The 24296-nt window shown below is 62.7% G+C and carries 21 protein-coding genes; 8 read left to right on the top strand and 13 right to left on the bottom strand.

What is annotated here, in order from left to right; translation table 11 throughout:
* Positions 1-24: 24 nt before the first annotated feature.
* Both LMH93_RS02065 and LMH93_RS02060 read right to left on the bottom strand, forming a co-directional pair.
* A complete protein-coding gene (locus LMH93_RS02065; protein ID WP_003177654.1) occupies positions 25-183 on the bottom strand; it encodes a YqaE/Pmp3 family membrane protein in 159 nt (52 codons plus the stop codon).
* Between the two features lie 147 nt (positions 184-330).
* Positions 331-1611 carry an aspartate aminotransferase family protein gene (locus tag LMH93_RS02060; RefSeq protein WP_011953286.1) on the bottom strand — a complete coding sequence of 427 codons (1281 nt, stop codon included), beginning with the start codon at positions 1609-1611 and terminating at the stop codon, positions 331-333.
* A 211-nt stretch (positions 1612-1822) separates the two neighbouring features.
* Here LMH93_RS02060 and LMH93_RS02055 point away from each other — a divergent pair, with 211 nt between their 5' ends.
* On the top strand, positions 1823-2746 hold the full coding sequence (locus tag LMH93_RS02055; RefSeq protein ID WP_003255599.1) for a LysR family transcriptional regulator: 924 nt from the start codon (positions 1823-1825) through the stop codon (positions 2744-2746).
* Between the two features lie 363 nt (positions 2747-3109).
* Here the strand turns inward: LMH93_RS02055 and LMH93_RS02050 are convergent, their stop codons facing one another.
* The 9 genes from LMH93_RS02050 to bioB all read right to left on the bottom strand — a co-directional run bounded on the left by LMH93_RS02050 (position 3110) and on the right by bioB (position 13660).
* Positions 3110-4888, bottom strand: a complete 1779-nt coding sequence (locus LMH93_RS02050) for an acyl-CoA dehydrogenase C-terminal domain-containing protein (RefSeq protein ID WP_003255600.1) — start codon at positions 4886-4888, stop codon at positions 3110-3112.
* 124 nt (positions 4889-5012) lie between these two features.
* Positions 5013-6296, bottom strand: coding sequence for a GGDEF domain-containing protein (locus LMH93_RS02045; RefSeq protein WP_003255601.1), 1284 nt, complete (start codon positions 6294-6296; stop codon positions 5013-5015).
* Between the two features lie 302 nt (positions 6297-6598).
* Positions 6599-8404, bottom strand: coding sequence for a phenylacyl-CoA dehydrogenase (locus LMH93_RS02040; protein WP_010951720.1), 1806 nt, complete (start codon positions 8402-8404; stop codon positions 6599-6601).
* 288 nt (positions 8405-8692) lie between these two features.
* Complete coding sequence (locus tag LMH93_RS02035) at positions 8693-8989, bottom strand: hypothetical protein (protein ID WP_003255603.1); 297 nt, start codon at positions 8987-8989, stop codon at positions 8693-8695.
* A gap of 212 nt (positions 8990-9201) precedes the next feature.
* Positions 9202-9882, bottom strand: coding sequence for a dethiobiotin synthase (gene bioD, locus LMH93_RS02030; protein WP_003255605.1), 681 nt, complete (start codon positions 9880-9882; stop codon positions 9202-9204).
* A 10-nt stretch (positions 9883-9892) separates the two neighbouring features.
* Positions 9893-10711 carry a malonyl-ACP O-methyltransferase BioC gene (bioC, locus tag LMH93_RS02025; protein WP_003255607.1) on the bottom strand — a complete coding sequence of 273 codons (819 nt, stop codon included), beginning with the start codon at positions 10709-10711 and terminating at the stop codon, positions 9893-9895.
* Positions 10704-11435, bottom strand: a complete 732-nt coding sequence (locus LMH93_RS02020; protein WP_003255608.1) for an alpha/beta fold hydrolase — start codon at positions 11433-11435, stop codon at positions 10704-10706. Before LMH93_RS02020 ends, bioC begins: the two co-directional genes overlap by 8 nt.
* Positions 11428-12600: an 8-amino-7-oxononanoate synthase gene (gene bioF, locus LMH93_RS02015; protein WP_003255609.1), complete on the bottom strand. Its 1173-nt coding sequence runs from the start codon at positions 12598-12600 to the stop codon at positions 11428-11430. The genes LMH93_RS02020 and bioF overlap by 8 nt, the downstream gene beginning before the upstream one ends.
* A gap of 1 nt (position 12601) precedes the next feature.
* The gene (gene bioB / locus LMH93_RS02010; protein ID WP_003255611.1) at positions 12602-13660 is read right to left on the bottom strand and encodes a biotin synthase BioB; all 1059 of its coding nucleotides are present in this window, start codon (positions 13658-13660) and stop codon (positions 12602-12604) included.
* Between the two features lie 89 nt (positions 13661-13749).
* On the opposite strand from bioB, the gene LMH93_RS02005 reads away from it, so the two are divergent.
* The 4 genes from LMH93_RS02005 (at position 13750) to rarD (ending at position 17380) form a co-directional block, all read left to right on the top strand.
* Complete coding sequence (locus LMH93_RS02005) at positions 13750-14481, top strand: ComF family protein (RefSeq protein WP_003255613.1); 732 nt, start codon at positions 13750-13752, stop codon at positions 14479-14481.
* A 49-nt stretch (positions 14482-14530) separates the two neighbouring features.
* Positions 14531-15295 carry a TOBE domain-containing protein gene (locus LMH93_RS02000; RefSeq protein ID WP_047603140.1) on the top strand — a complete coding sequence of 255 codons (765 nt, stop codon included), beginning with the start codon at positions 14531-14533 and terminating at the stop codon, positions 15293-15295.
* A gap of 158 nt (positions 15296-15453) precedes the next feature.
* The gene (locus tag LMH93_RS01995) at positions 15454-16428 is read left to right on the top strand and encodes a serine/threonine protein kinase (RefSeq protein WP_004577117.1); all 975 of its coding nucleotides are present in this window, start codon (positions 15454-15456) and stop codon (positions 16426-16428) included.
* A 64-nt stretch (positions 16429-16492) separates the two neighbouring features.
* Positions 16493-17380, top strand: a complete 888-nt coding sequence (gene rarD, locus LMH93_RS01990; RefSeq protein WP_003255619.1) for an EamA family transporter RarD — start codon at positions 16493-16495, stop codon at positions 17378-17380.
* A gap of 328 nt (positions 17381-17708) precedes the next feature.
* On the opposite strand, the gene LMH93_RS01985 is transcribed toward rarD, so the two are convergent.
* Positions 17709-18227: a glycine cleavage system protein R gene (locus LMH93_RS01985; protein ID WP_003255620.1), complete on the bottom strand. Its 519-nt coding sequence runs from the start codon at positions 18225-18227 to the stop codon at positions 17709-17711.
* A 449-nt stretch (positions 18228-18676) separates the two neighbouring features.
* Here LMH93_RS01985 and LMH93_RS01980 point away from each other — a divergent pair, with 449 nt between their 5' ends.
* Positions 18677-20854, top strand: a complete 2178-nt coding sequence (locus tag LMH93_RS01980) for a malate synthase G (protein WP_003255621.1) — start codon at positions 18677-18679, stop codon at positions 20852-20854.
* A 44-nt stretch (positions 20855-20898) separates the two neighbouring features.
* Here the strand turns inward: LMH93_RS01980 and LMH93_RS01975 are convergent, their stop codons facing one another.
* Entirely contained in the window at positions 20899-21444 is a 546-nt protein-coding gene (locus LMH93_RS01975) for a response regulator (RefSeq protein ID WP_033726058.1), read from the bottom strand.
* 116 nt (positions 21445-21560) lie between these two features.
* On the opposite strand from LMH93_RS01975, the gene LMH93_RS01970 reads away from it, so the two are divergent.
* Positions 21561-23498: a putative nucleotidyltransferase substrate binding domain-containing protein gene (locus LMH93_RS01970; protein WP_185279903.1), complete on the top strand. Its 1938-nt coding sequence runs from the start codon at positions 21561-21563 to the stop codon at positions 23496-23498.
* Positions 23495-24205 (top strand): 3'-5' exonuclease, encoded by a 711-nt coding sequence (locus LMH93_RS01965; RefSeq protein WP_004577114.1) that lies wholly within the window; start codon positions 23495-23497, stop codon positions 24203-24205. Before LMH93_RS01970 ends, LMH93_RS01965 begins: the two co-directional genes overlap by 4 nt.
* Positions 24206-24296 lie beyond the last annotated feature (91 nt).

Here is a 24296-nt window from a genome sequence, read left to right as displayed (position 1 = left end):
TGCAGGGGCCAATCTCTGCCTGTATCAACGCTTGGCGATGATATACACCGCATGCACGATCCCCGGAATGTAACCCAGCAGGGTCAGCAGGATATTAAGCCAGAACGCCCCACCAAACCCGACCTGCAGGAACACCCCCAGCGGCGGCAGAAGAATGGCGATGATGATGCGAATAAAGTCCATGCGAGTCTCTCCTGAAGGGTTACATCAAAGACTAGCTCCCAGCCGTAGAGGTTCCACAGGCAAAAAAAAACGCCCCGGGCCGAATGAAACAGGCCAGGGGCGATGCGCAGGAACGCCAGACGGTTCGTTGAATTCTTTGCCAGGCCGCTACGCCGGCACTTCGCGACGGGCCTGCTGCTGGGCATGCAGGCGGGCGAAAGCGCGCGCCAGGCGCAGCAGCATTTCGTCGATGTTGCCTTTGCTCACAGTCAGCGCCGGTGAAAAGCGCACTACATCCGCTTGCGGCGCGTTGAGCAGCAGGCCTTCGTGCAGGGCCGCAGCCACCAGTTCGCGGGCCAGGTTTTCTTTCAGTTGCAGGGCCCATAGCAGCCCGTGACCGCGCACTTCACCCTGACCATAGCGCCCGGTCAGGCGGCTCAGGCCTTCACGCAGGTGACGACCGTTGTCCTGTACCTGGGCTAAAAAGCCAGGTTCCAGCACGCTGTCCAGCACCGCCAGGCCGGCGGCGCACATCAGCGCGTTGCCGTGATGGCTGCCTTCCAGCTCACCAGGCTCGGCGCAGCATGCCTTGCCCCTTGCCAACAAGGCGGCAAGCGGCACGCCGCCCCCCAGGCCCTTGCCCAAGGTGATGATGTCGGCGCGCACGCCATAGAGCTCCTCGGCCAGCAGCGCACCACAGCGACCAATACCGGTCTGCACCTCATCAAGGATCAGCAGGATGCCCAGTTCGCGGCAGAGCGTTTCCACGCCCTTGAGGTATTCCTGAGTAGCGGGAATAACGCCCGCCTCCCCCTGTATCGGCTCGAGCATGATTGCCACGGTGCGTGAATCCACCTCGGCGTGCAGCGCCGCGAGGTCATTGAACGGCACCTTGCTGAAACCCGGCAGGCCAGGTTCGCAGCGATTGCACGGCAACGGGTCGGACGCGGACAGCGCGCCGAGGCTCCGGCCATGGCAGGCTTGGCTGGCAGTAATGATGTGATAGGCGCCGTTGCGGTGCAGTTGGCCCCACTTACGCGCCAGCTTGATCGCCCCTTCACAGGCCTCGGCACCGCTGTTAAGCAGGTAAGCCTGGTCACTGCCGGTACTCTGACACAGCCGGTTGACCAGCCCCAGCAGGCCACGGTTGTGGAAGCCCGAGCCCGGGTTGATCAACGCCTGAGCCTGGTTGCCCAACGCTTTGACCAGCACGCTGGGGCTGTGGCCCAAACTGTTGACCGCACCGCCCTGAGTGAAGTCCAGGTAGGCATGCCCTTCGTTGTCCCACAACCATGAGCCCTGGCCACGCACGAATACCTGCGCTGCACGTTCGGCGCCGGGCATCAGGCGCTCAGGCGACAGCTCAGACGCGTGCGGCACGATCACCGGCGCACGCTTGGGCTCGGCGGCGGCGGCAGGAGCCGAGCGGCGCAGGTTGAACAGGTTCATCAAGGGCTCCAACCAATCACGGTAAAGGGCAGCCACGGTGCGGTCTTGGTGCCGGCACTCGATATTTTGCCTTTCCTATCAAAAGTGTTTTTCATCCGGGGTAACAATCGACCGAATCATCGCTGTAACCCTTTGGAATACGGCGATAGACTAGGCTTCAGCAGGGTTTTCGACCATTTCGTTTTTCCAGCATTTTCGATAAGTATTGCTTATGGATTTCCGCCAACTGCGTTATTTCGTCGCGGTGTACGAAGAAGGCCACGTAGGCCGTGCCGCCGAACGCCTGTCGCTGTCACAGCCGGCGCTTTCCCAGCAGATTCGCCAATTGGAGCACAGCCTCGACCTGAGCCTGTTCGAGCGCAGCAACAAACGCTTGCTGCCGACCCTGGCCGCCCACACCTTGTACAACCATGCCCTGCCGTTGCTCGACGGCCTGCAGCGCGCCCACGAGGCTATGCGCAACTTCAAGGGCCAGTCGCTGCGCACCTTGGCTATCGGTGTATTGCAGACCGTGCGGCCAAGCCTGATACCGCAGCTGCTTGAACGGCTGCGCAAGGCTCAACCTCACCTGGTCGTGCAGATTTACGAGTTGTCGGGGTTAGAAATCGAACGGCGCCTGCTCAATGGCAACCTGGACATCGGCATCAGCTACTTGCCGCCGCGCCAGCCAGGGCTGCATGGCCTGCTGTTGTACGAAGATGAGCTGCAACTGGTCATACCCGATACCCACCCGCTGAAGGACTTCAAGAAGGTGTCCATCCGTCAGGCCGCCGAGTTGCCCATGCTGATGCTGGGCGAAGAGTTCCAGATCCGCCAGATCTGGCAGGCGCAGCTGGCCAGCCAAGGCCGACGGCCGCAGGTGCAGGCAGAGATGAACAATATGGCAGGGATTCTCGATAGCCTCGCGCACACGGCGCTGGCTACCATTCTGCCGGGGCGCGCCAAGGAGGCCGCCGAAGATGATCAGGGGCTGCTGTGGAAGCCGTTGAGCGAGCCGCGCGTGCCATTGAAGGTTGGCCTGGTATTTCGCGATGCCCAGCGCCAGCAGGCCTCTGTAGAGCTGCTGCGCACATTGCTTGAGGAAGAGACGGACGCCCGCCTGCTGGGGGCATCACCGCTGGATGTGCTGGCCTAAAACACGCACACAAAGAAAACCCCGCCGAAGCGGGGTTTTCCAGACTGTTTCCCTGTGACATCCGTATCGCCCCGCCATCCTGGCAGGTGGTCCTTCGTCGTCATCCTTGATCTGTCCTATGCGCTTCCTGCGCAACGTCCATGTGGTAAAGATTAACAGTGGATCCAATCTTAGAACAGTGGTGAAAAGTCACCGCGTCGTGTAGGAAAAAGCTTACACAGGGAGTTCATTCACAGATATGCGATGGCTGAGGCCGCTTTGCGGCCCAATCGCGACGCAAGGCCCCACATATCCAAACTTAGGCGATACCTGTGGGAGCGGCCTTGCGTCGCGATTGGGCTGCGCAGCAGCCCCAGAAATCGATCAGAACTGCTCGGCATCCAGCAGGTACAGCGACTCACTTCCCGCCTTCACCGAAGCCACCAGCGAATCCACCCGTGGCAGCAACCGCGCGAAGTAGAACCGCGCCGTACCCAGCTTGCCCGAATAGAACGGCGCATCCCCCTCGCCCGCCTGGGCCGCCCGCGCCATCAGTGCCCACATGTAGCCATAGGCAACATAGCCAAAGGCATGCAGGTACTCGACCGAAGCCGCGCCAATTTCATTCGGGTTGCCCTTGGCCTGCTGCAATACCCACTCGGTCAACCCGTCGAGCTGATCGAGCGAAGCGCCCAGTGGCTTGGCGAATTCGTCCAGTTCGCTGCCTGCACCGGTAATGAACTGACGAATCTCGTCAGAGAACAGCTTGTAGTATGCCCCGCCGCTGGCCACCACTTTACGCCCCATCAGGTCGAGGGCCTGGATGCCATTGGTACCTTCGTAGATCTGGGTAATGCGCACGTCGCGCACCAACTGCTCCTGCCCCCACTCACGAATGTAACCATGCCCGCCAAATACCTGCTGGCCGTGCACTGCGCACTCCAGGCCCAGGTCGGTGAGGAAGGCCTTCGCCACCGGCGTCAGCAGTGCCACCAGCTCTTCGCTGCGTTTGCGCACGCTGGCGTCTTCGCTGTACTTGGCACTGTCCAGTTGCATGGCCACATAAGTGGAGAATGCGCGGCCACCTTCGATCAGCGCCTTCATGGTCAACAGCATGCGACGCACGTCCGGGTGGACGATGATCGGGTCGGCAGCCTTGTCCTTGGCTTGTGGGCCGGCCGGGGCACGGCTTTGCAGGCGATCGCGGGCGTACTCCACGGCGTTCTGGTAGGAGCGCTCGGCCGACGCCAGGCCTTGAATGCCAACGCCCAGGCGCTCGTAGTTCATCATGGTGAACATGGCCGCCAGGCCTTTGTTCGGCTCACCGACGATGTAGCCGACAGCTTCGTCGAAGTTCATCACACAGGTAGCCGAGGCCTGGATGCCCATTTTGTGCTCGATCGAGCCGCAAGTGGCCGGGTTCCGCGCGCCGAGGCTACCGTCTTCATTGACCAGGAATTTCGGCACCAGGAACAGCGAAATACCTTTCGGCCCCGCCGGTGCATCCGGCAACTTGGCCAGCACCAGATGGATGATGTTCTCGGTCAGGTCGTGTTCGCCACCCGTGATGAAAATCTTGGTACCGCTGACCTTGTAGCTGCCATCCGCCTGGGGCTCGGCCTTGGTGCGGATGATGCCCAGGTCAGTACCGGCATGCGGCTCGGTCAGGCACATGGAGCCGGCCCAAACGCCGGCATACATGTTCGGAAGGTATTTTTCCTTCAAGGCCTCGCTGGCGTGGGCGTTGATCGACAGACAGGCGCCGGCCGTCAGCATCGGGTACAGGCCGAAAGCCAGGCTGGACGCGTTGACCATTTCCTCGACCTGGGCCGAGATGGCCTTGGGCATGCCCATACCGCCGAACAGCGGGTCGCCGCCCACGCCCACCCAGCCGCCTTCGGCGTAGGTGTTGTAGGCCTCAATGAAACCGGCTGGGGTCCGCACCGCGCCGTTGTCCCAGTGGCAGCCCTCTTCGTCGGCGGCGCGGCTGAGCGGCGCAATGGTCTTGGCGGTGACCTTGCCGGCTTCTTCCAGCACGGCCATGGCCGTGTCGGCATCGACAACCTCGGCCAGCCCGGGCAACTGCGTCCACTGCTCGGCCACGTTGAAGACTTCATTCAGTACGAAGCGCATGTCGCGCAGGGGCGCTTTATAGTCAGCCATGACAACCTCTCGCTAGTCGGGTCGGGGCGGTCTCGGGGAACCGCGACACTGGGGTTACTGGCAGTGTAACCGAACAACTTTTGCGAGACATAGGGTCATCAATCGACTGTATAGTCTCGCCTGGTCACGCCGTGCGCACTGCCCCACGCTGTGATTGTCGCCCATGCACCATGACACAATTTCGCCCCGCGCCTTTGGCACTGTAAAGCGCCTGGTCGGCGGATTTCAGCACCGCCTCGGGGTTTCGATGATCGGCCTGGCGCTCGGCCACGCCGATACTGATGGTGACCGAGACCGTGCCGCCGGCGCTGCCCGCCCGGCGCTGGCGCCCGGCGGTATCGTCCTGCGGGCGGTTGTGCTGATCGCGCAGGTGCATCACGTAATTGGCGATCACTTCACGCACGGCTTCCACATGCGGCACGCATTCCGCGGCAGTCTTGCCGGCGAACACCAGGGCGAACTCCTCCCCGCCATAACGGTAGGCGCGGCCACCGCCGGTGACCTTGGACAAGCGGCTGGCGACCAACCGCAGCACCTGGTCACCGACATCGTGGCCGTGGGTGTCGTTGAATTTCTTGAAGTGGTCGACATCGGTCATGGCGATCACATAGTTACGCCCCAGGCGCTGCATGCGCTCGTTCAGCGCACGACGCCCCGGCAGGCCAGTCAGCTCGTCACGGAAGGCCATCTGATAAGCCTCGTGCGCCACGGCTGCGGCGATCATCAACATTACCTGGCTGCACATGATGTTCAAGGTAAACGGCAGGATGAAGGTTTGCGGCAGCATCCAGAAAATGCCCAGCAGGCCGATCAACTGCGCAGCGTGCAGCGGCCGGGGTGCACGCAGGTACTGCACCACCAGCAGAATGAACACACCCAGGAACAGTGGGTAGACCATCTGGATCAGGCTCATCCAGTGGCCATGCAAAGCCGGCCAGCGGATCTCCGCCAACCAGGTCAGCAACGCCTCGGGGTAGCTTTGCTGGAGGGCCACCGCCACACTGCCCACGGCAAACAGTACGGCACCGCGGGCGACCAGGTCCTGCAGCAGGTGCGTGCGCTCCTGCCAGGCGCCGTACAGCCCGAACAGCGCCGGCAGCAACAGGCAGACCAGGTGGAAGATCACCGCGGCGTCCTCACGCACGCGGCCATGGTCACGGTAGAAGTCGGTCTGGGTATCGAGCAGGAAGTAGGCGATGTACACCGTCAGCATCAGGAACAGCTCACGCTGGCGGCGGTAAACCGCGCAGTAGGCGCCGCCCAGCAGTAGAACCAAGGTAGGCAGGACATTGAACAGCGATGTGAAAAAGACGCTGAGGTCTCTCACATAGGCTGCGGCGAGCCCTGCCAGCAACAAGAACAGCGACGGCAGGAAGTGGCTTGCGCGAACAGCGTTAAAACGAAACAAGGGTAATCTCCAACCCGGCAGATCAATAATGGCATTGTGCCCTCACTTCATCGGCAGTGCACTGGAACAGTTGAATTTGCGGTTGGATGACCGAACTTCCGGCCGCCACGCGAGCCTTGTAGGAGCGGGTTTACCCGCGAATACGGTAGCGCCGGCAACGGTGAACGGCTGATGGAGATTGGCCAGCAGGCCCGGCCTCTTCGCGGGTGAACCCGCTCCTACGAGGGACCACGCTGAACCTGAAGACGTAAAAAAACCCGCCTCCCGGTCAGGGCAGGCGGGTTTTGGGTACAGCGCCAGTATCAGTACGACAGGCCGAAGTGCTCTTCGTCCATCGCCATCAGGTTGTTGGCACCCGACAGCATGGTCGCCACATGGGTACGGGTACGCGGCAGGATGCGCTGGAAGTAGAAGCGGGCAGTCTGCAGCTTGGCGGTGTAGAACGCCTCCTCGCTGGTACCGGCTGCCAGTTTCTCGGCGGCCAGACGGGCGATGTCGGCCCAGAAGTAAGCCAGGCAGGCATAGCCGGAGTACATCAGGTAATCGACCGAAGCCGCACCCACTTCTTCACGGTCCTTCATGGCAGCCATGCCCACTTTCATGGTCAGCTCGCCCCACTCCTTGTTGATGGCCGCCAGCGGTTCGACGAACTCCTTGACCGCTTCGTTACCTTCCTGCGCCTGGCAGAACTTGTGCACGATCTTGGTGAAGCCCTTCAGTGCTTCGCCCTGAGTCATCAGCACTTTGCGACCGAGCAGGTCGAGGGCCTGAATACCGGTAGTGCCTTCGTACAGCATGGAGATACGGCTGTCGCGCACGTTCTGCTCCATGCCCCATTCGGCGATGAAGCCATGGCCACCGTAGATCTGTACGCCGTGGTTGGCGGCTTCGAAACCGACTTCGGTCATGAAAGCCTTGGCGATCGGGGTCAGGAACGCCAGCAGGGCGTCAGCCTTCTTGCGCTCTTCTTCGTCCTGGCTGTACTTGACGATGTCCACCTGCTTGGCAGTGAAGTACACCATCGCGCGATTGCCTTCGGCGAAGGCCTTCATGGTCAGCAGCATGCGCCGTACGTCCGGGTGGACGATGATCGGGTCAGCGGCCTTGTCCGGTGCTTTCGGGCCGGTCAGGGAACGCATCTGCAGGCGCTCACGGGCGTACTTCAGGCCACCCTGGAACGCCACCTCGGCGTGGGCCAAGCCTTGCAGCGCGGTACCCAGGCGAGCAGTGTTCATGAAGGTGAACATGCAGTTCAGGCCTTTGTTGGCTGGGCCGATCAGGTAGCCGGTGGCCGCATCGAAGTTCATGACGCAGGTGGCGTTACCGTGGATGCCCATCTTGTGTTCGATCGAGCCGCAGCTCACGCCGTTGCGCTCGCCCACGCCGCCCTCGGCGTTGGGCAGGAACTTCGGCACGATGAACAGTGAAATCCCCTTGGTACCGGCCGGTGCGTCCGGCAGGCGGGCCAGGACGATATGGACAATGTTGTCGGCCATGTCGTGCTCACCGGCCGAAATGAAGATCTTGGTGCCCGACACTTTGTAGCTGCCGTCGGCCTGTGGCTCGGCCTTGGTGCGCAGCATGCCCAGGTCGGTACCGCAGTGCGGTTCGGTCAGGCACATGGTGCCGGTCCACTCGCCGGACACCAGCTTGGTCAGGTAGGTGTGCTGCTGCTCGGCAGTGCCATGCGCAGAAATAGTGTTCATCGCGCCATGCGACAGGCCTGGGTACATACCCCACGACCAGTTCGAGCCACCGACCATTTCGCTCAGGGCCAGGCCCAGCGACTCTGGCAGGCCTTGGCCGCCATGCTCGACGTCATGTGCCAGGCTCGGCCAGCCGCCTTCGACGAACTGCTGGTAGGCTTCCTTGAAGCCGGTTGGGGTTTTCACCCCCGATTCGCTCCAGGTGCAGCCTTCCTGGTCACCCACGCGGTTCAGCGGCGACAACACCTGCTCACAGAACTTCGCGCCTTCTTCAAGGATCGCGTCGACCATGTCGGGCGTGGCGTCCTGGCAGCCCGGCAGGCTCTGATAGTGCGCCTCATAGCCAAGCAGCTCGTCGCGAACGAAGCGGATATCACGCAAGGGGGCTTTGTAGTCAGGCATTGCGATGAACCTCTAGGTGAGTTCTGTGGGGTGACCCGCGCTTGGCGGAAGCCGATCAAACAGTTGTTTGAAACTTACGTTTAGCTCAGCTTTCTGTCAAGGATGGACTATAGTGCCATTTACGCCACGAAAAATGGCAAATCAGTCATGCCATGGCACAAACCCTTGTAGGAGCGGGCTTGCCCGCGAAGAGGCCCGACCAGACAAAATTGTTGTCTGATCGGACGCATTCGCGGGCAAGCCCGCTCCTACAAGGGCAGGCGCTGAAATAGGGGATGACGCAAGTGTTCAGGCGTAGGTGTCGATGATCCGGCCAAGCATTTCGTCGGATGCCTTGGCGACCTTCGCGCCAAGCTCGACTTCGGTCTTGCCCACCGCCTGTTGCACGACACTGGTGGCCAGGTCCATCTGCTGGCTGCGGTCGACCGCGCGCAGGCGTTCGGCCTGAAAATCGCTGGACTGGCTAGTGGCGGTACGTTCGGCAGTGGTGTTGGCGATCTGGCTGGCGGCCTGATCGACGCGGTTCTGGCCGGTCTGGATTGCGCTCAGGCCCGCGTAGTAGGCGGAGCTACCGGTGATTTCCATGTCAGGACTCCATTGACGCTGGATGACGAACAGCCCCAATTAAAACAGGCTAGGAGCGAAAAGGCCCGTTTAAATCCCTAATGGCTCAATGCCAGTTGATAGGCCTTGGGTATTCCTGCACTGGCCGCCTCGCGGGTAAACCCGCGCCCACAACGGTATGCGTCCCCTCGTAGGAGCGGGTTTACCCGCGAAGAGGCCGGGCCTGCATCACACTAATCCAGCAGATCCAACTGCAGATGCTCAGCCACCATGTCGGCACTGGCCTGCTTGAGCTTGGGCACCCGCCCCAGGCAAGGCGCCGGCAAGCGCTCTGCAAGGCTGGCCAGGTTCTCTTCCAGGCGTGAAGTGCGCGGCTCGATGATGTTTGCCACCCAACCCGCCAACTGCAGCCCATCACGCTCGATCGCTTCGGCGCTGAGCAAGGCATGGCTGATGCAACCCAACCGCACACCTACCACCAGAATCACCGGCAACCGCAGGGCAACGGCAAGGTCGGACAGGTTCTCGAGGCCCGACAGCGGTACGCGCCAACCACCGGCCCCCTCTATCAGGGTGAAGTCGGCATTTTGTTGCAGCACATTGCGCATCGCCGCGAGCAGTTCTGGCACAGCCAGCGTCACCCCTGCCTCGCGCGCCGCCACATGCGGGGCAATAGCAGGCTCGAAGGCAAACGGATTGACCTGCTCATAGGGCAGCTTGACCGTGCTTTCGTCGATCAGCGCCAGGGCATCGCTATTGCGCAAACCTTTCGGCGTCATGGTGCAGCCCGATGCAACCGGCTTGGCACCCAGTGTGCTCATGCCCTGCAAACGCGCCGCATGCAACAGGCCAGCGGCGATGGTGGTCTTGCCGACATCGGTATCGGTACCCGCAATGAAAAAGGCCTGGCTCATCGTGCTCCCCTTACGCCAGTGGCTTGCGCAACACACCATAGACCACTTGATAGGTGGCTGGCAGCCCCGCGGGTTGGCGAAATGCCTCATAGGCCTGCAACAGGCCCTGCATTCGCGCCCGGCCGGTGAGGCCGGAAGGTCGCCCAGGGTTCAGATTGTGCGCCCCCAACGCCTTCAGTTCGTGGGTCAGGCTGCGCACATCCGGGTAGTGCAGCACATGCGGGCACCGCTCCAGCTCAAGCTGCTCAAAACCGCTGGCTGCGCACAGGCGCTGATAGTCTTCGAAACGGCGGAAGCGGTTTACATGCACCAGGCCATCCACCGCCTGCCAGCTGGCGCGCAGTTCATCAAGGGTGCCCACGCACAGGCTGCTGAAGGCCAGTACACCGCCTGGGCGCAGCACCCGCTGCGCCTCGTCCAGCACACTGGTGAACTGATCGCACCACTGCACCGCCAGGCTGGAAAACACCAGGTCGACGCTGCCATCGCGCAGCGGCAGACGCTCGGCGTCGCCAACCACGTGATACTGCGCCCCACCCTTTACATGACGGGCATGAAGCAACATGCCTTCGGCAATATCCACCGCCACGCCGCTGGCCTGGACGAAACGCTCGGCCAGCATGCGGCTGAAATGGCCGGTGCCACTGCCCAGGTCCAGCCAGTGTGACGGCTGCAGGCCTGCCGGCAACAGCTCCAGCAGGCTCAGGCCTACAGCGCGCTGAAGGGCCGCCACGCTGTCGTAACTGGCCGCGGCGCGGGAGAACGAGGCCGCCACCTGGCGCTTGTCGGGCAATGCGCCGGGCAGGGTCGGACGGGAAAGGTCAGTCATCGCCACTCTCATGCAGAAAACTCTTGATGCCCGCCGCCAGCTCCTGCGGATACTCCAGCAGGAACGCGTGGGAACTGTCTTCGACCAGGCCCACTTCTACATCGGGCAACAGCTCGCTCAACGCCTTTGCCGCCTCTGCCGGCACTAGCGCATCGCTGCCGGCGAACAGGTGCAGTTGCGGGCCACCATAGGCCTGCAAGGCTTCACGGGTGTCCAGCTTGGCCAGCACTTCAAGGCCAGTGGCCAGGTACAACGGGTCGGTATCCGGCACGCCGACACCCAGCTGACGCAACAAGGTGCGCGGCTGCAGGGCGCCGTCGCTGCACAAGGTACGGAAGCGCTTGAGGGTGACCTGGGTATGGTTGCGGCAGCCGTCGAGGAAGGTGCCGAAGGTGTCTTCGGCCATGCCATGGGGCCAATCTGGCCGGGCCAGGAAGCTGGGGTTGCTGGCCAAGGTCAGCAGTCCGCAGCAGTGGTCGCCACGCTTGTGCGCCAGCGCGCTGGCCAACATGCCACCCAGTGACCAGCCACCCAGCCAGACATTGCTGGGCAGCTTGCGGTCCAGATGGTCGATCCAGGCCTGCACATCGCTGTGGGCCAGTTCTGGCAGGGGCATCAGCTCTACCTGCAGGCGGGCGTCCTGAGCACGCAGGCTAGCGGCCAGCGGCTCCAGCGCAGCAGTTCCCAAGCCCCAGCCGGGCAATAGAACAAGTCGATTACGCATCGGCGTTCTCCAACTGTGGATAACACTCGGCCAATGCATTCAACAATAGCTGCACCTGCGCCTCGCTGTGTGCGGCGCTCAGGGTTACCCGCAGGCGTGCGCTGCCAGCCGGCACGGTGGGTGGGCGGATGGCCGTCACCAGCAAGCCTCGCTCACGCAGCAGGCGTGACAGGCGCAACGCCTGCGCACTGTCACCGATCACGATGGGCTGGATCGGCGTCGGGCTGTCCATCAACTGCAGCCCCAGCTGCTGCGCGCCTTCTCGGAACTGGCGAATCAAGGCTGCCAGGTGCTCACGACGCCAGGTTTCGCGGCGCAGCAGCTCCAGGCTCTTGAGTGTGGCGCAGGCCAGCGCCGGTGGCTGGCTGGTGGTGTAGATATAGGGGCGGGCGAACTGTACCAGCGCCTCGATCAGCGCTTCGCTGCCAGCAACAAAGGCACCCGCGGTGCCGCAAGCCTTGCCCAACGTGCCGATCAGCACGGGTACATCATCCACGCCCAGGCCAAAGTGCTCGACGATACCGCCGCCTTGGGCGCCCAGGGTGCCCAGGCCATGGGCGTCGTCGACCATCAGCCAGGCACCGCGGGCACGGGCGACATTGGCCAGCGCCGGCAGGTCGGCCAGGTCACCGTCCATGCTGAACACGCCATCGGTCACCACCAGGGTATTGCCGACCGCCTTGTCCAGGCGGCTGGCCAGGCTGGCCGGGTCGTTGTGCAGGTAGCGGTTGAAGCGGGCGCCACTGAGCAGCCCGCCATCCAGCAGCGAAGCATGGTTGAGGCGGTCTTGCAGCACCGTGTCGCCCTGCCCCACCAGCGCCGTGATGGCGCCCAGATTGGCCATATAACCGGTGGAGAACAACAGTGCGCGCGGGCGGCCGGTAAGTTCAGCCAGTGCCTCTTCAACCTGATGGTGCGGAGTGCTGTGGCCAACCACCAGGTGCGAGGCACCACCCCCCACACCCCAGCGCTCGGCGCCGGCCTGCCAGGCGGCGATCACCTCGGGGTGGTTGGCCAGGCCCAGGTAGTCATTGCTGCAGAAGGCCAGCAACCGCTGGCCGTCGACCACCACTTCCGGCCCTTGCGGGCTTTCCAGCAATGGCCGCTGCCGATACAGGTCTGCGGCGCGCCGTTCGGCCAGACGCGCTGCCAGGTCGAAAGCCATATCAGGCTGTCGCGGCGTCGTAGAACATCTCGCTGCTGCGCTGCTCGACCAGCGCTTGCTCGATGGCTGCCTGGTGCACTTCGTCGGCGTGCTCTTCACGCGCTTCGGGCTTGATGCCCAGGCGTGCGAACAGCTGCATGTCCTTGTCGGCCTGGGGGTTGGCAGTGGTCAGCAGCTTTTCGCCGTAGAAGATCGAGTTGGCGCCCGCCATGAAGGCCAGGGCCTGCATCTGCTCGTTCATCTGCTCGCGGCCGGCGGACAGGCGCACGTGAGACTTGGGCATGAGGATACGGGCCACGGCCAGCATACGGATAAAGTCGAACGGGTCGACGTCCTCTTCCTCAGCCAGCGGCGTGCCGGCCACCTTGACCAGCATGTTGATCGGCACCGACTCCGGGTGTTCCGGCAGGTTGGCCAGCTGGATCAGCAGGCCGGCGCGGTCATCCAGCGATTCACCCATGCCCAGAATGCCACCAGAGCAGATTTTCATCCCGGCATCGCGCACGTAGGCCAGGGTCTGCAGGCGCTCGCTGTAGGTACGTGTGGTGATGATGCTGCCGTAGAACTCCGGTGAGGTGTCGAGGTTGTGGTTGTAGTAGTCCAGACCCGCGTGGGCCAGGGCCTTGGTTTGCTCCTGATCGAGTTTGCCGAGGGTCATGCAGGTTTCCAGGCCCATGGCCTTGACGCCTTTGACCATCTCCAGCACGTAGGGCATGTCTTTGGCCGACGGGTGCTTCCACGCCGCCCCCATGCAGAAACGGGTAGAACCGATGGCTTTGGCGCGGGCAGCTTCTTCCAGCACCTTCTGCACTTCCATCAGCTTCTGTTTCTCCAGCCCGGTGTTGTAGTGGCCGGACTGCGGACAATATTTGCAATCTTCCGGGCAGGCGCCGGTCTTGATCGACAGCAAGGTCGAAACCTGCACGCGGTTGGGGTCGAAGTGCGCGCGGTGCACGGTCTGCGCTTGGAACAGCAAATCATTGAACGGTTGCTGGAACAGCGCCTTGACCTCGGCCAAGGCCCAATCGTGACGTGTTGTTGCAGTTGTGCTGGCGCTCATCGGCGTTTCCTTGTTTAGGCTGTAGCTGGCGCCGGGACAGGAAAGCCCGCCAGCGCATCACGGATAGCTCGCATAGTCATGGAAGGCCTATGAACTGTCAACTGCACTGGAAGCGACTGGTTTACAAGTGCTCACTTATTAATCAGAAGTGCTTGTTATGCGATGAGCCTGCCGAGCAGCCTTACCCGCTGTGCGTTACCTGCGAACAGGCGCTGCCCTGGCTGGGTGATCAGTGCCGGCATTGCGCCCTGCCCTTGCCCATGGCCGGCTTGACCTGCGCCCCGTGTGGCCGCTGCTTGCCGGCCTTCGATCAGGTCATTGCCCTGTGGCATTTCGGTTTTCCGGTGGACACGTTGATTAGCCGTTTCAAGCACAATCGCCAATGGCCTTTGGGACGCCTGATGGCTGAGCTGCTGGGGCAGGGGCTGCTGTATCGCTATGCCGAAGGGTTGCCTCGCCCTGACCTGCTGTTGCCTGTGCCTTTGGCCAGGCGTCGACTACGCGAGCGGGGGTTCAATCAGGCGGGGATGCTTGGGCGGTGGTTGTCGTCGCACGTCGGGGTAACCTGCAACGAGCGTTTGCTGGTCCGCACACGCGAGACACCGGCACAGCAACATCTGGGCGCCAAGGCACGGCAGCGCAATTTGCGCCAGGCGTTCGCGGTCATGGGCAAACTGGAAGGCAAGCATGTCGCCATCGTCGATGATGTGTTGACCACCGGTGCCACTGCGCAGGCTATCGCCCAGGCACTGCGCAAGGCAGGTGCGCGGCGGGTGGATGTGTATTGCCTGGCACGTACGCCCAAACCGGGGTATGTATGACCAGGCGCGACCTGCCCCTTTGTAAAGCACCCTTGTATACGGAATACCCATGTCCCTACCCCCCGTTCTCACCCAGCACATCGCCCGCCGCCCACAGCGCATCGCGCTGCTGCAGCACATTGCCGAACAAGGCTCAATCACCCGCGCCGCCAAGGCCGCAGGTATCAGCTACAAGGCGGCCTGGGATGCCATCGACGAGCTCAACAACCTGGCCAGCCAGCCCTTGGTCAAGCGCAGCACCGGTGGCCGCGGCGGTGGCGGTGCGCACTTGTCGCCGGAAGGCGAGCGGGTGTTGCGCCTGTACCAAAGGCTGCAGGCCCTGCAGGCACAAATCCTTGAAGCCGCCGAAGAATCCAGCGACCTCGACCTGCTCGGGCGCCTGATGCTGCGCACCAGTGCGCGCAACCAGTTGCAGGGCCAGGTCAGCGGCCTGCGCCGTGAAGGCCGGTATGACCGCGTCAGCCTGGCATTGAGCGGCGGGCTGGAGATCGATGCGCTGATCACCCACGACAGCACTGCGCGCCTGGAGCTGACAGTGGGAACAACGGTGGTGGCGCTGCTCAAGGCCGGGTGGGTGCGCTTGTTGGCGGAGGGGGAAGAGGCCGAAGCGGGGAGCAATTGCCTTTGCACGAAGGTGGAGGAAGTGCTGGCAGAGGTCGATGGGCCCAGTGAAGTCAGGCTGGCGTTAGGCAACGGGCAGACCCTGTGTGCAATGGCTGATGCGCACTGGTTGGCTGCCCAGCAGGTCGTGGATGGCAGTGTGGTGCGGGTGCAGTTTCACCCGTCTTATGTGTTGATCGGGGTTCCCGCATAGTCTGGCCGCGCGGTGCGCGGTTCGCGGGCTTGCCCGCTCCCACAGGGACCGCACCACCCGATGCATCTGGGCCGAAATGTGCGGGCACGCCCGCGAAGGGGCCGGCACAGGCATAACGCGCTACCATGGCCCCACGCCGCTTACCCTCCGGAGCCACCATGTCCCACCCCTTCGACACCCTCACCCCCGACCTGGTCCTGGACGCAGTGGAAAGCCTGGGCTTTCTCAGCGATGCGCGGGTGCTGGCGCTGAACAGCTACGAGAACCGCGTGTACCAGGTGGGCATCGAAGACGCGCAGCCGCTGATTGCCAAGTTCTACCGCCCAGGCCGCTGGAGCGATGCAGCCATCCTCGAAGAACACGCCTTCACGGCCGAACTCGCCGACTGTGAAGTCCCGGTGGTTGCGCCCCTGCAGCACGATGACCGCACCTTGTTCGAACACAAGGGCTTCCGCTTCACGCTGTTCCCCCGTCGCGGCGGCCACGCCCCCGAGCCTGGCAACCTCGACCAGTTGTATCGCCTGGGCCAGTTACTTGGCCGCCTGCATGCCGTGGGCGCCAGCAAACCGTTCAAGCACCGCGAGGCACTGGCTGTGGACAACTTTGGCCACGCCTCGCTGAACACCTTGCTGGAGGGTAATTTTGTCCCGCGTGAACTGCTGCCGGCGTTCGAGTCCGTGGCCCGCGATCTGCTCAAGCGGGTGGAGGACATCTACGCTCGCACACCACACCAGCTCATTCGCCTGCACGGCGACCTGCACCCCGGCAACCTGATGCACCGTGACGAGGTGTACCACGTGGTCGACCTCGACGATTGCCGCATGGGCCCAGCGGTGCAAGACCTGTGGATGATGCTGGCCGGCAACCGCGAGGAGCGCCTGGGGCAACTGGCCGAGCTGATCGACGGCTACAACGAGTTCCACGACTTCGACCCGCGCGAACTGGCCCTGATCGAGCCCCTGCGCGCCCTGCGGCAACTGCACTATAGCGCCTGGCTGGCAAGGCGCTGGGACGACCCCGCGTTCCCGCCCAGCTTCCCTTGGTTTGGCCAGCCACGCTACTGGGGCGACCAGATTCTCGCCTTGCGCGAACAGATGGCTGCGCTGGATGAAGCTCCGCTGAAATTGTTCTAGAAGCACGCCCGCCTCTGTCTACAATAGGCGTCGCTTTATTTAGCAACCTAAGCAAGGATTCTGCATGCACGCCGCAAACCCGCGTCGCGGATACATACTGGGCTTGAGCGCCTACATCATCTGGGGCCTTTTCCCCCTCTACTTCAAGGCAATCCAGAGCGTCCCGGCGGTGGAAATCATTGTCCACCGGGTGCTCTGGTCAGCACTGTTCGGCTCGCTGCTGCTACTGGTGTGGAAACACCCCGGCTGGTGGCGGGAACTGCGCAACAACCCGCGCCGGCTGGGCATCCTGGCACTGAGCGGGGCACTGATCGCCGGTAACTGGCTGACCTACGTGTGGTCGGTGAACAACGGCCGTATGCTCGAGGCCAGCCTGGGCTATTACATCAACCCACTGATCAACGTACTGCTGGGCATGCTGATTCTTGGCGAGCGCCTGCGCCGCCTGCAATGGCTGGCGGTGGGCATGGCTGCCGTGGGTGTGGCGCAGCAGGTGTGGCAAGTGGGCAGCCTGCCGTGGGTGTCACTGGTGCTGGCGTTGAGCTTCGGCTTCTATGGGCTGATCCGTAAGCAGGCGCCGGTGGCGGCACTGCCCGGCCTGGTGGTGGAAACCTGGATGCTGGTGCCGCTGGCCCTTGGCTGGCTGCTGCTGCACCCGGCCGCGATGAGTGCCCAGGGCGCGTTCTATACCAGCAGCGAGGCGCTGTGGCTGATGGCGGCCGGGCCGGTGACGCTGGTGCCGCTGGTATGCTTCAACGCCGCCGCACGGCACCTGCCGTACACCACGCTGGGCTTCCTGCAGTACCTGGCACCGACCTTGGTGCTGTTGCAGGCTGTAGTGCTGTTCGATGAGCATTTGTCGTCGAGCACCCTGGCGGCCTTCATGTTCATCTGGGCAGGTTTGGCGATTTACAGCGTCGATGCATGGCTGAACTTGCGCAAACGTAGCTGATCAGAAAACGATCAAAACTCTGCAGGCCATGTAGCGCCTGGCCTGCAGAGACATCTCCATAGGTTATCCACACCCTCGTCCCCGCGCTTTGTGCACAAGCTGCTGATAATTGAGCATTTTTTGAGCAAAACAGTACAAGGCACGTGATACCTGGGCTGGAGAGGTACACCCCCAGGTTATCCACAGGGCCTTCCCCGTGATATCGGGATAACCGCAGATGGCCGCTTCGCAACACAAGGCCGCCCCACATTTGTCCGGTGTACGCAGGACCGTGTGGGAGCGGCCTTGTGTCGCGATAGGGCCGCAAAGCGGCCCCGGCAATCGCTGATCAATCCTCTGCCCGCAGCTTCAACTCCACCATCAAGTCATCCGCCAGGCTCTCCAGCCGCTGCTGCAGTTCTTCCAGCGGCAAGGTCAACGGCAACGCCAGCAATGCGTCGGCGTGGAACAACGGCTCACTGCTCATCGGCGCCGGCTGCACGTCTGTGGAAAACCGCTCGACGTTTACCTGCAACTCGGCCAGCAAGCGGGTAATGTCCCGCACGATCCCCGGCCGGTCGTTACCCACCAGCTCCATGGCAATTGGCTTCCAGGTGCACGACGGCTCGATCCCGCTCTCGGCAATCAGCACGCGAATGTCATACCTGGCCAGCCCCTGCAGCGAGGCCACAAGCTCGGCGTAATTCTCTGCCGGCACCGCCACCCGCAGAATGCCAGCAAACTGCCCGGCCATACGCGACATGCGGCTTTCCAGCCAGTTACCACTGTGGTCGGCGATGCACTGGGCAATACGTTCGACCTGGCCGGCCTTGTCAGGGGCAATTACAGTCAGTACAAGATGATCCACAAGCCCTTCCTCGTGTCGGACCGCGCCGGGCGGCAGAAAATCGGGGGATCGAGTCAGTATAGGCAAGGCGCGGCAACCTGCCGCAGGGCAATCTGCACAGCCAATCGTGTACTGTTTCAATATTTATCTGGAACAATCCACCTGTTTTTTGCGAACATACCCTCTCCCAGCGTGACCATACGCGACCAACGGGTCGCATAACGGCGCTTTTAGTCTGATTTTGCCCCGCCTACTGCTTCATGTAGTATCCCGTGGCGCGGACTACAAAACGTCGTTTGGATGTCTGCCAAGGCGCCTGTGAAAATACGCACACTGCCCGCCAGCCTGTCTGGCAGGCCGCACCCAGCCGCCCCCGAGCAAAACCGGTGGCATGCACTGGTGCCGTGTTTAGAGAAGCGCTACAGGCTTAATACAGAAGAGCGAAATAGCTGAGCAGAGTGAGGCAAGCAATGACTGGATACGTTCAAGTCGGTGGCCTTCAGGTCGCCAAGGTCCTGTACGACTTCGTGAACAACGAAGCCATCCCCGGGACCGGCATCGTCGCCGAGCAGTTCTGGGCGGGTGCAGAGAAGATCATCAATGACCTCGCTCCAAAGAACAAAGCCCTGCTCGCCAAGCGCGACGAGCTGCAAGCCAAGATCGACGCCTGGCACCAGGCACGCAAAGGCCAGGCCCACGACGCCGCAGCCTACAAAGCATTCCTCCAGGAAATCGGCTACCTGCTGCCACAAGCCGACGATTTCCAGGCCACCACCCAGAACGTGGACGAAGAAATCGCCCACATGGCCGGCCCACAACTGGTCGTGCCGGTGATGAACGCCCGCTTCGCCCTGAACGCCGCCAACGCCCGCTGGGGTTCGCTGTACGACGCCCTTTACGGCACCGACGCCATCAGCGATGAAGGCGGCGCCGAAAAAGGCCAGGGTTACAACAAGGTACGCGGCGACAAGGTCATCGCCTTCGCCCGCGCCTTCCTCGACGAAGCCGCGCCACTGGCCGCCGGCTCGCACGTTGACTCCACGGGCTACCGCATCGAAGGCGGCAAGCTGGTTGTTGCCTTGAAAGGCGGCAGCAACAGCGGCCTGCGCGACGATGCGCAACTGATCGGCTTCCACGGCGACGCCGCCGCGCCGACTGCCGTGTTGCTCAAGCACAACGGCCTGCACTTCGAAATCCAGGTCGATGCCAGCACCCCCGTCGGAAGCACCGACGCCGCTGGCGTCAAAGACATCCTGATGGAGTCGGCACTGACCACCATCATGGACTGCGAAGACTCGGTTGCAGCCGTAGACGCTGACGACAAAGTCATCGTCTACCGCAACTGGCTGGGCTTGATGAAAGGCGACCTGGCCGAAAGCGTGAGCAAGGGTGGCAAAACCTTCACCCGCACCATGAACCCGGACCGCGAGTACGCGGCGCCTAACGGCGGCAGCGTGACCCTGCACGGTCGTTCGTTGCTGTTCGTGCGCAACGTTGGCCACCTGATGACCAACCCGGCGATCCTCGATGCCCAAGGCAACGAAATCCCCGAAGGTATCCAGGACGGGCTGTTCACCAACCTGATCGCCCTGCACAACCTCAACGGCAACACCAGCCGCAAGAATACCCGCAGCGGCAGCGTGTACATCGTCAAGCCGAAGATGCACGGCCCTGAGGAAGTGGCCTTCGCCGCCGAGATCTTCAGCCAGGTCGAAGACCTGCTGGGCATGCCGCGCAACACCGTCAAGGTCGGCATCATGGACGAGGAACGCCGTACCACGGTCAACCTCAAATCCTGCATCAAGGCAGCCGCCGAGCGCGTGGCGTTCATCAACACCGGCTTCCTTGACCGCACTGGCGATGAAATCCACACCTCGATGGAAGCCGGCGCCGTGGTGCGCAAAGGTGCCATGAAGAACGAGAAGTGGATCGGCGCCTACGAAAACAACAACGTCGACGTTGGCCTGGCCACCGGCCTGCAAGGCCGTGCGCAGATTGGCAAAGGCATGTGGGCCATGCCTGACCTGATGGCCGCCATGCTCGAGCAGAAGATCGCCCACCCGCTGGCCGGTGCCAACACCGCTTGGGTACCGTCGCCAACTGCCGCCACCCTGCACGCCCTGCACTACCACAAGGTGGACGTACAGGCGCGCCAGCGTGAACTGGCTTCACGTACCCCGGCGTCGGTGGACGACATTCTGGCCATTCCGCTGGCTGCCGACACCAACTGGTCGGCCGAAGAGATCCGCAACGAACTGGACAACAACGCCCAGGGCATTCTCGGCTACGTGGTGCGTTGGATCGACCAGGGCGTGGGTTGCTCGAAGGTGCCGGACATCAACAACGTCGGCCTGATGGAAGACCGTGCCACCCTGCGTATCTCTGCCCAGCTGCTGGCCAACTGGCTGCGCCACGGCGTGGTCAGCCAGGAGCAGGTGCTGGAAAGCCTCAAGCGCATGGCCGTGGTGGTCGATCAGCAGAACGCTGGCGACGCCCTGTACCGCCCGATGGCGCCGAACTTCGACGACAACGTGGCGTTCCAGGCGGCTGTGGAACTGGTGGTGGAAGGTGGCAAGCAACCGAACGGTTATACCGAACCGGTACTGCACCGCCGTCGCCGCGAGTTCAAGGCGCGTAACGGGTTGTAAGTAACATCTGCGCCAGGGGGCCGTTTTGCGGCCCCCTCGGCGCATCAACCCATTTTCAGTTCTTTCCTCACCAGCTCCAACAGCTTGCCCAAATCCACCGGCTTGAGCAGGAAGTCCACCACCCCCAGGTGCATCACATCCACTGCCTCTTCCACATCGGTGTCACCCGACACCACAATGATCGACAAAGCCGCCCGCTCCGACGCGCGAATTGTCCTGATCAAGTCCAGTCCACTTTCAGGCTGCATGCGCAAATCGGTAATCATCAACCCGATACGCTTCTGGTAGTGCAGGTACAACCTGGCTTCCTCGGCCCCATCCGCCCCCACCGCATCAATGCCCCGGCTTTTCAGGTACAGGATCAGCGCCTCACGGTTCACCGCGTTGTCATCCACCACCAGCACCAACGGTCTGGCTGCCACAGGCGCACTTTGGTTTATCACGGCCAAGGCCTCGCGCTCGGCGTCGCTCAGGATGTCGGTGTGCTCGGGCATGCTTGTCTCGTCAAAATAATTCCGCTTCAGCATTAGGACCGCATTACTTGCGTAACCCGTTTCGCCTTTCGTCGGGTCTTTGACAAGGGCGCTCATAGACTTACGTCCAATGGGCACCACCCCGCCGCAAGCCGACCATGGAGGCAGAGAACAACATGGCCGGTACCTATATATAGATATATATAGTTCGGCATAGCGATACGGTCAGTTTCATGAGCAAAAAGGACGCCTACAGACAGGCGGGCAAGACAGCGGTACTGCAAAACATCCAAGGCACATTGCAGTTCCTGCAGCGCTTTCCGCCGTTCAATCAGATGGAGCACAGCCACCTGGCCTTCTTGGTCGAGCAGTGCCAGCTGCGCTTCTACGCCTGCGGTGAAAGCATCGTCAAACCTGCCGACGGGCCGGTCGAGCACTTCTACATCGTCAAGCAGGGCCGCGTGGTTGGCGAGCGCCAGCACCTGGCCAAACCGGGTGTCGAAACCACGTTCGAGATCACCAGCGGGGAGTGCTTCCCGCTGGCAGCCCTGCTGGGTGAGCGGGCAACCCGCACCGAGCACCTGGCCGGGGAAGACACCTTCTGCCTGCAACTGAACAAGGCCGCATTCATCCGCGTGTTCTCGATGTCTGAAGTGTTTCGGGATTTTGCCCTGCGCGGTGTCAGCAGCCTGCTTGATCAGGTCAATCAGCAAGTACGCCAGCGCGCGGTGGAAACCCTCGGCACCCAATACTCGCTGAACACCCCCCTGGGTGAACTGGCCATGCGTCACCCGGTGGTGTGCAGCGCCCATACGCCCCTGCGCGAAGCCGTGCGGCTGATGCACGAGCAACAGGTGGGCAGCATCGTGGTGGTCGACCCGCAGCGCTACCCCATCGGTATCTTCACCTTGCGCGACCTGCGCCAGGTGGTGGCGACAGTAGATGCCGACCTGGGCGCCGCCATCGACCGGCACATGACCGCCAAACCGTTCTACCTCCCACCCCAGGCCAGCGCCTTCGATGCCGCCATGGCCATGACCGAGCGGCATATTGCCCATGTCTGCCTGGTGGAAAACGGACGCCTGTGCGGGGTGGTTTCCGAGCGCGACCTGTTCTCCCTGCAACGGGTCGATCTGGTTCACCTGGCGCGCACCATACGCCATGCGCCACGCCTGGATACGCTGGTTTCGCTGCGCGGCGAAATCAGCCAGCTTGTAGAACGCATGCTGGCCCATGGCGCATCGTCGACGCAGATCACCCAGATCATTACTTTGCTCAACGACCATACCGTGTGCCGGGTCATCGAACTGGCCCTGGCCGAACGTGGCGACCCGGGCGTGCCGTTCAGCTGGCTGTGCTTTGGCAGCGAAGGGCGACGCGAGCAGACCCTGCACACCGACCAGGACAACGGCATCCTCTTCGAAGCGGTCGACAGCGCCGAGGCCGACGCGATCCGCGCTCGCCTGCTGCCGCTGGCGCAATACATCAACCAATGCCTGGCCCAGTGCGGTTTCACCCTGTGCATGGGTAACGTCATGGCCGGCAACCCCGAACTGTGCCTGTCGCGCAGCGAGTGGGCGCGACGCTTTGCCGGGTTTGTTCGCGAAGCCAGCCCGGAGAACCTGTTGGGCTCGAGCATCTACTTCGACCTGCGGGTGGTGTGGGGCGACGAGCAAGGCTGCGAGCAGCTGCGCCAAGGCCTGCTGGCACAGGTAGCCGACAACCGCATCTTCCAGCGCATGATGGCTGACAACGCCCTGCGCCAACGCCCGCCGGTGGGCCGGTTGCGCGAGTTCGTGCTGACACGCCAGGGCAACGACAAGGCGGCGACCCTCGACCTCAAGGTCCAGGGCCTGACGCCCTTCGTGGATGGTGCCCGTTTGCTGGCCCTGGCCAATGGCATAGCTGCCTGCAATACCCTGGAGCGCCTGCGCCAACTCGTAGCTAAGGGCGTGATCGAACCGTTGGACGGCGCCGCCTATGAAGAGGCCTACCACTTCATCCAGCAAACCCGCATGCAGCAGCACCAACGCCAGATACGCGACAACCTGCCTTACTCCAACCGGGTCGACCCGGACAGCCTCAACCACCTGGACCGGCGCATCCTGCGCGAGTCGCTGCGCCAGGCCCAGCGCCTGCAAAGCAGCCTGGCCTTGAGGTACCAGTTGTGAGCCTGTTCGCCTGGCTGCGCCCCAGCGCGCCCGAGCTGGACCACGCCAAGCGCCAGCGCCTGGCCCGGTTGCCCAAGCCCGTGCCGCTGGGGGTATGTACCCTGCGTGAGCAGCGCTGGGTGGTGCTGGACCTGGAAACCAGCGGGCTCAACCCCAACCGTGATCAGGTACTGTCGATTGGGGCGGTGGCCATCGAAGACGGTGCCATCGACTTTGCCCAGCAGTTCGAACGCACATTGCACCGGCCTTTGCAGAAGACCAACGCCAGCGTACTGATCCACGGCTTGGGCCCCAGCGCATTGGCTGCCGGTTGCGACCCGGCCGAGGCCTTGCTGGATTTACTCGATTTCATTGGCAACAGCCCGGTGCTGGCGTTTCACGCGTCATTCGACCAGCGCATGCTGGCCCGTGCGCTGAAAGAGACCCTTGGGCATCGCTTGCAGTCAATGTTCCTCGACGTTGCCGAACTGGCACCGATGCTCAACCCAGACACGGTACTGCGCGAGGCCGGGCTGGATGACTGGGTGGCACGGTTTGGCTTGCAGGTTGAAGAACGCCATCATGCCAGTGCCGATGCCCAGGTGACCGCAGAGCTTGCGCTGATCCTGTTCAGCCAGGCCCGGCGCCAGCAGCTGGACAGCCCGCTGCAGCTGGAGCAACGGTTGCGCGGGTGGCGACGGCGCAAGATGCAGAGTCATGGTTTGTAGGGCGTGGGATTTGCAGCGCCGGTGAGATCGAGCGCCGCCCGTGCGGCGCATCGCGAGCAAGCTCGATCCCACCGGCGCCACATAACTCAAA

Source organism: Pseudomonas sp. CIP-10 (assembly GCF_020911845.1).
Lineage (GTDB): Bacteria > Pseudomonadota > Gammaproteobacteria > Pseudomonadales > Pseudomonadaceae > Aquipseudomonas > Aquipseudomonas alloputida.
This window is presented reverse-complemented; position numbering and strand designations above follow the sequence as displayed.

What these genes read in the sequence shown, in the direction of transcription:
- LMH93_RS02065 (WP_003177654.1), bottom strand. Translation starts at nt 183, where the DNA reads ATGGACTTTATTCGCATCATCATCGCCATTCTTCTGCCGCCGCTGGGG.
- LMH93_RS02060 (WP_011953286.1), bottom strand. Translation starts at nt 1,611, where the DNA reads ATGAACCTGTTCAACCTGCGCCGCTCGGCTCCTGCCGCCGCCGCCGAG.
- LMH93_RS02055 (WP_003255599.1), top strand. Translation starts at nt 1,823, where the DNA reads ATGGATTTCCGCCAACTGCGTTATTTCGTCGCGGTGTACGAAGAAGGC.
- LMH93_RS02050 (WP_003255600.1), bottom strand. Translation starts at nt 4,888, where the DNA reads ATGGCTGACTATAAAGCGCCCCTGCGCGACATGCGCTTCGTACTGAAT.
- LMH93_RS02040 (WP_010951720.1), bottom strand. Translation starts at nt 8,404, where the DNA reads ATGCCTGACTACAAAGCCCCCTTGCGTGATATCCGCTTCGTTCGCGAC.
- LMH93_RS02035 (WP_003255603.1), bottom strand. Translation starts at nt 8,989, where the DNA reads ATGGAAATCACCGGTAGCTCCGCCTACTACGCGGGCCTGAGCGCAATC.
- bioD (WP_003255605.1), bottom strand. Translation starts at nt 9,882, where the DNA reads ATGAGCCAGGCCTTTTTCATTGCGGGTACCGATACCGATGTCGGCAAG.
- bioC (WP_003255607.1), bottom strand. Translation starts at nt 10,711, where the DNA reads ATGACTGACCTTTCCCGTCCGACCCTGCCCGGCGCATTGCCCGACAAG.
- LMH93_RS02020 (WP_003255608.1), bottom strand. Translation starts at nt 11,435, where the DNA reads ATGCGTAATCGACTTGTTCTATTGCCCGGCTGGGGCTTGGGAACTGCT.
- bioF (WP_003255609.1), bottom strand. Translation starts at nt 12,600, where the DNA reads ATGGCTTTCGACCTGGCAGCGCGTCTGGCCGAACGGCGCGCCGCAGAC.
- bioB (WP_003255611.1), bottom strand. Translation starts at nt 13,660, where the DNA reads ATGAGCGCCAGCACAACTGCAACAACACGTCACGATTGGGCCTTGGCC.
- LMH93_RS02005 (WP_003255613.1), top strand. Translation starts at nt 13,750, where the DNA reads ATGAACTGTCAACTGCACTGGAAGCGACTGGTTTACAAGTGCTCACTT.
- LMH93_RS02000 (WP_047603140.1), top strand. Translation starts at nt 14,531, where the DNA reads ATGTCCCTACCCCCCGTTCTCACCCAGCACATCGCCCGCCGCCCACAG.
- LMH93_RS01995 (WP_004577117.1), top strand. Translation starts at nt 15,454, where the DNA reads ATGTCCCACCCCTTCGACACCCTCACCCCCGACCTGGTCCTGGACGCA.
- rarD (WP_003255619.1), top strand. Translation starts at nt 16,493, where the DNA reads ATGCACGCCGCAAACCCGCGTCGCGGATACATACTGGGCTTGAGCGCC.
- LMH93_RS01980 (WP_003255621.1), top strand. Translation starts at nt 18,677, where the DNA reads ATGACTGGATACGTTCAAGTCGGTGGCCTTCAGGTCGCCAAGGTCCTG.
- LMH93_RS01975 (WP_033726058.1), bottom strand. Translation starts at nt 21,444, where the DNA reads ATGAGCGCCCTTGTCAAAGACCCGACGAAAGGCGAAACGGGTTACGCA.
- LMH93_RS01970 (WP_185279903.1), top strand. Translation starts at nt 21,561, where the DNA reads ATGAGCAAAAAGGACGCCTACAGACAGGCGGGCAAGACAGCGGTACTG.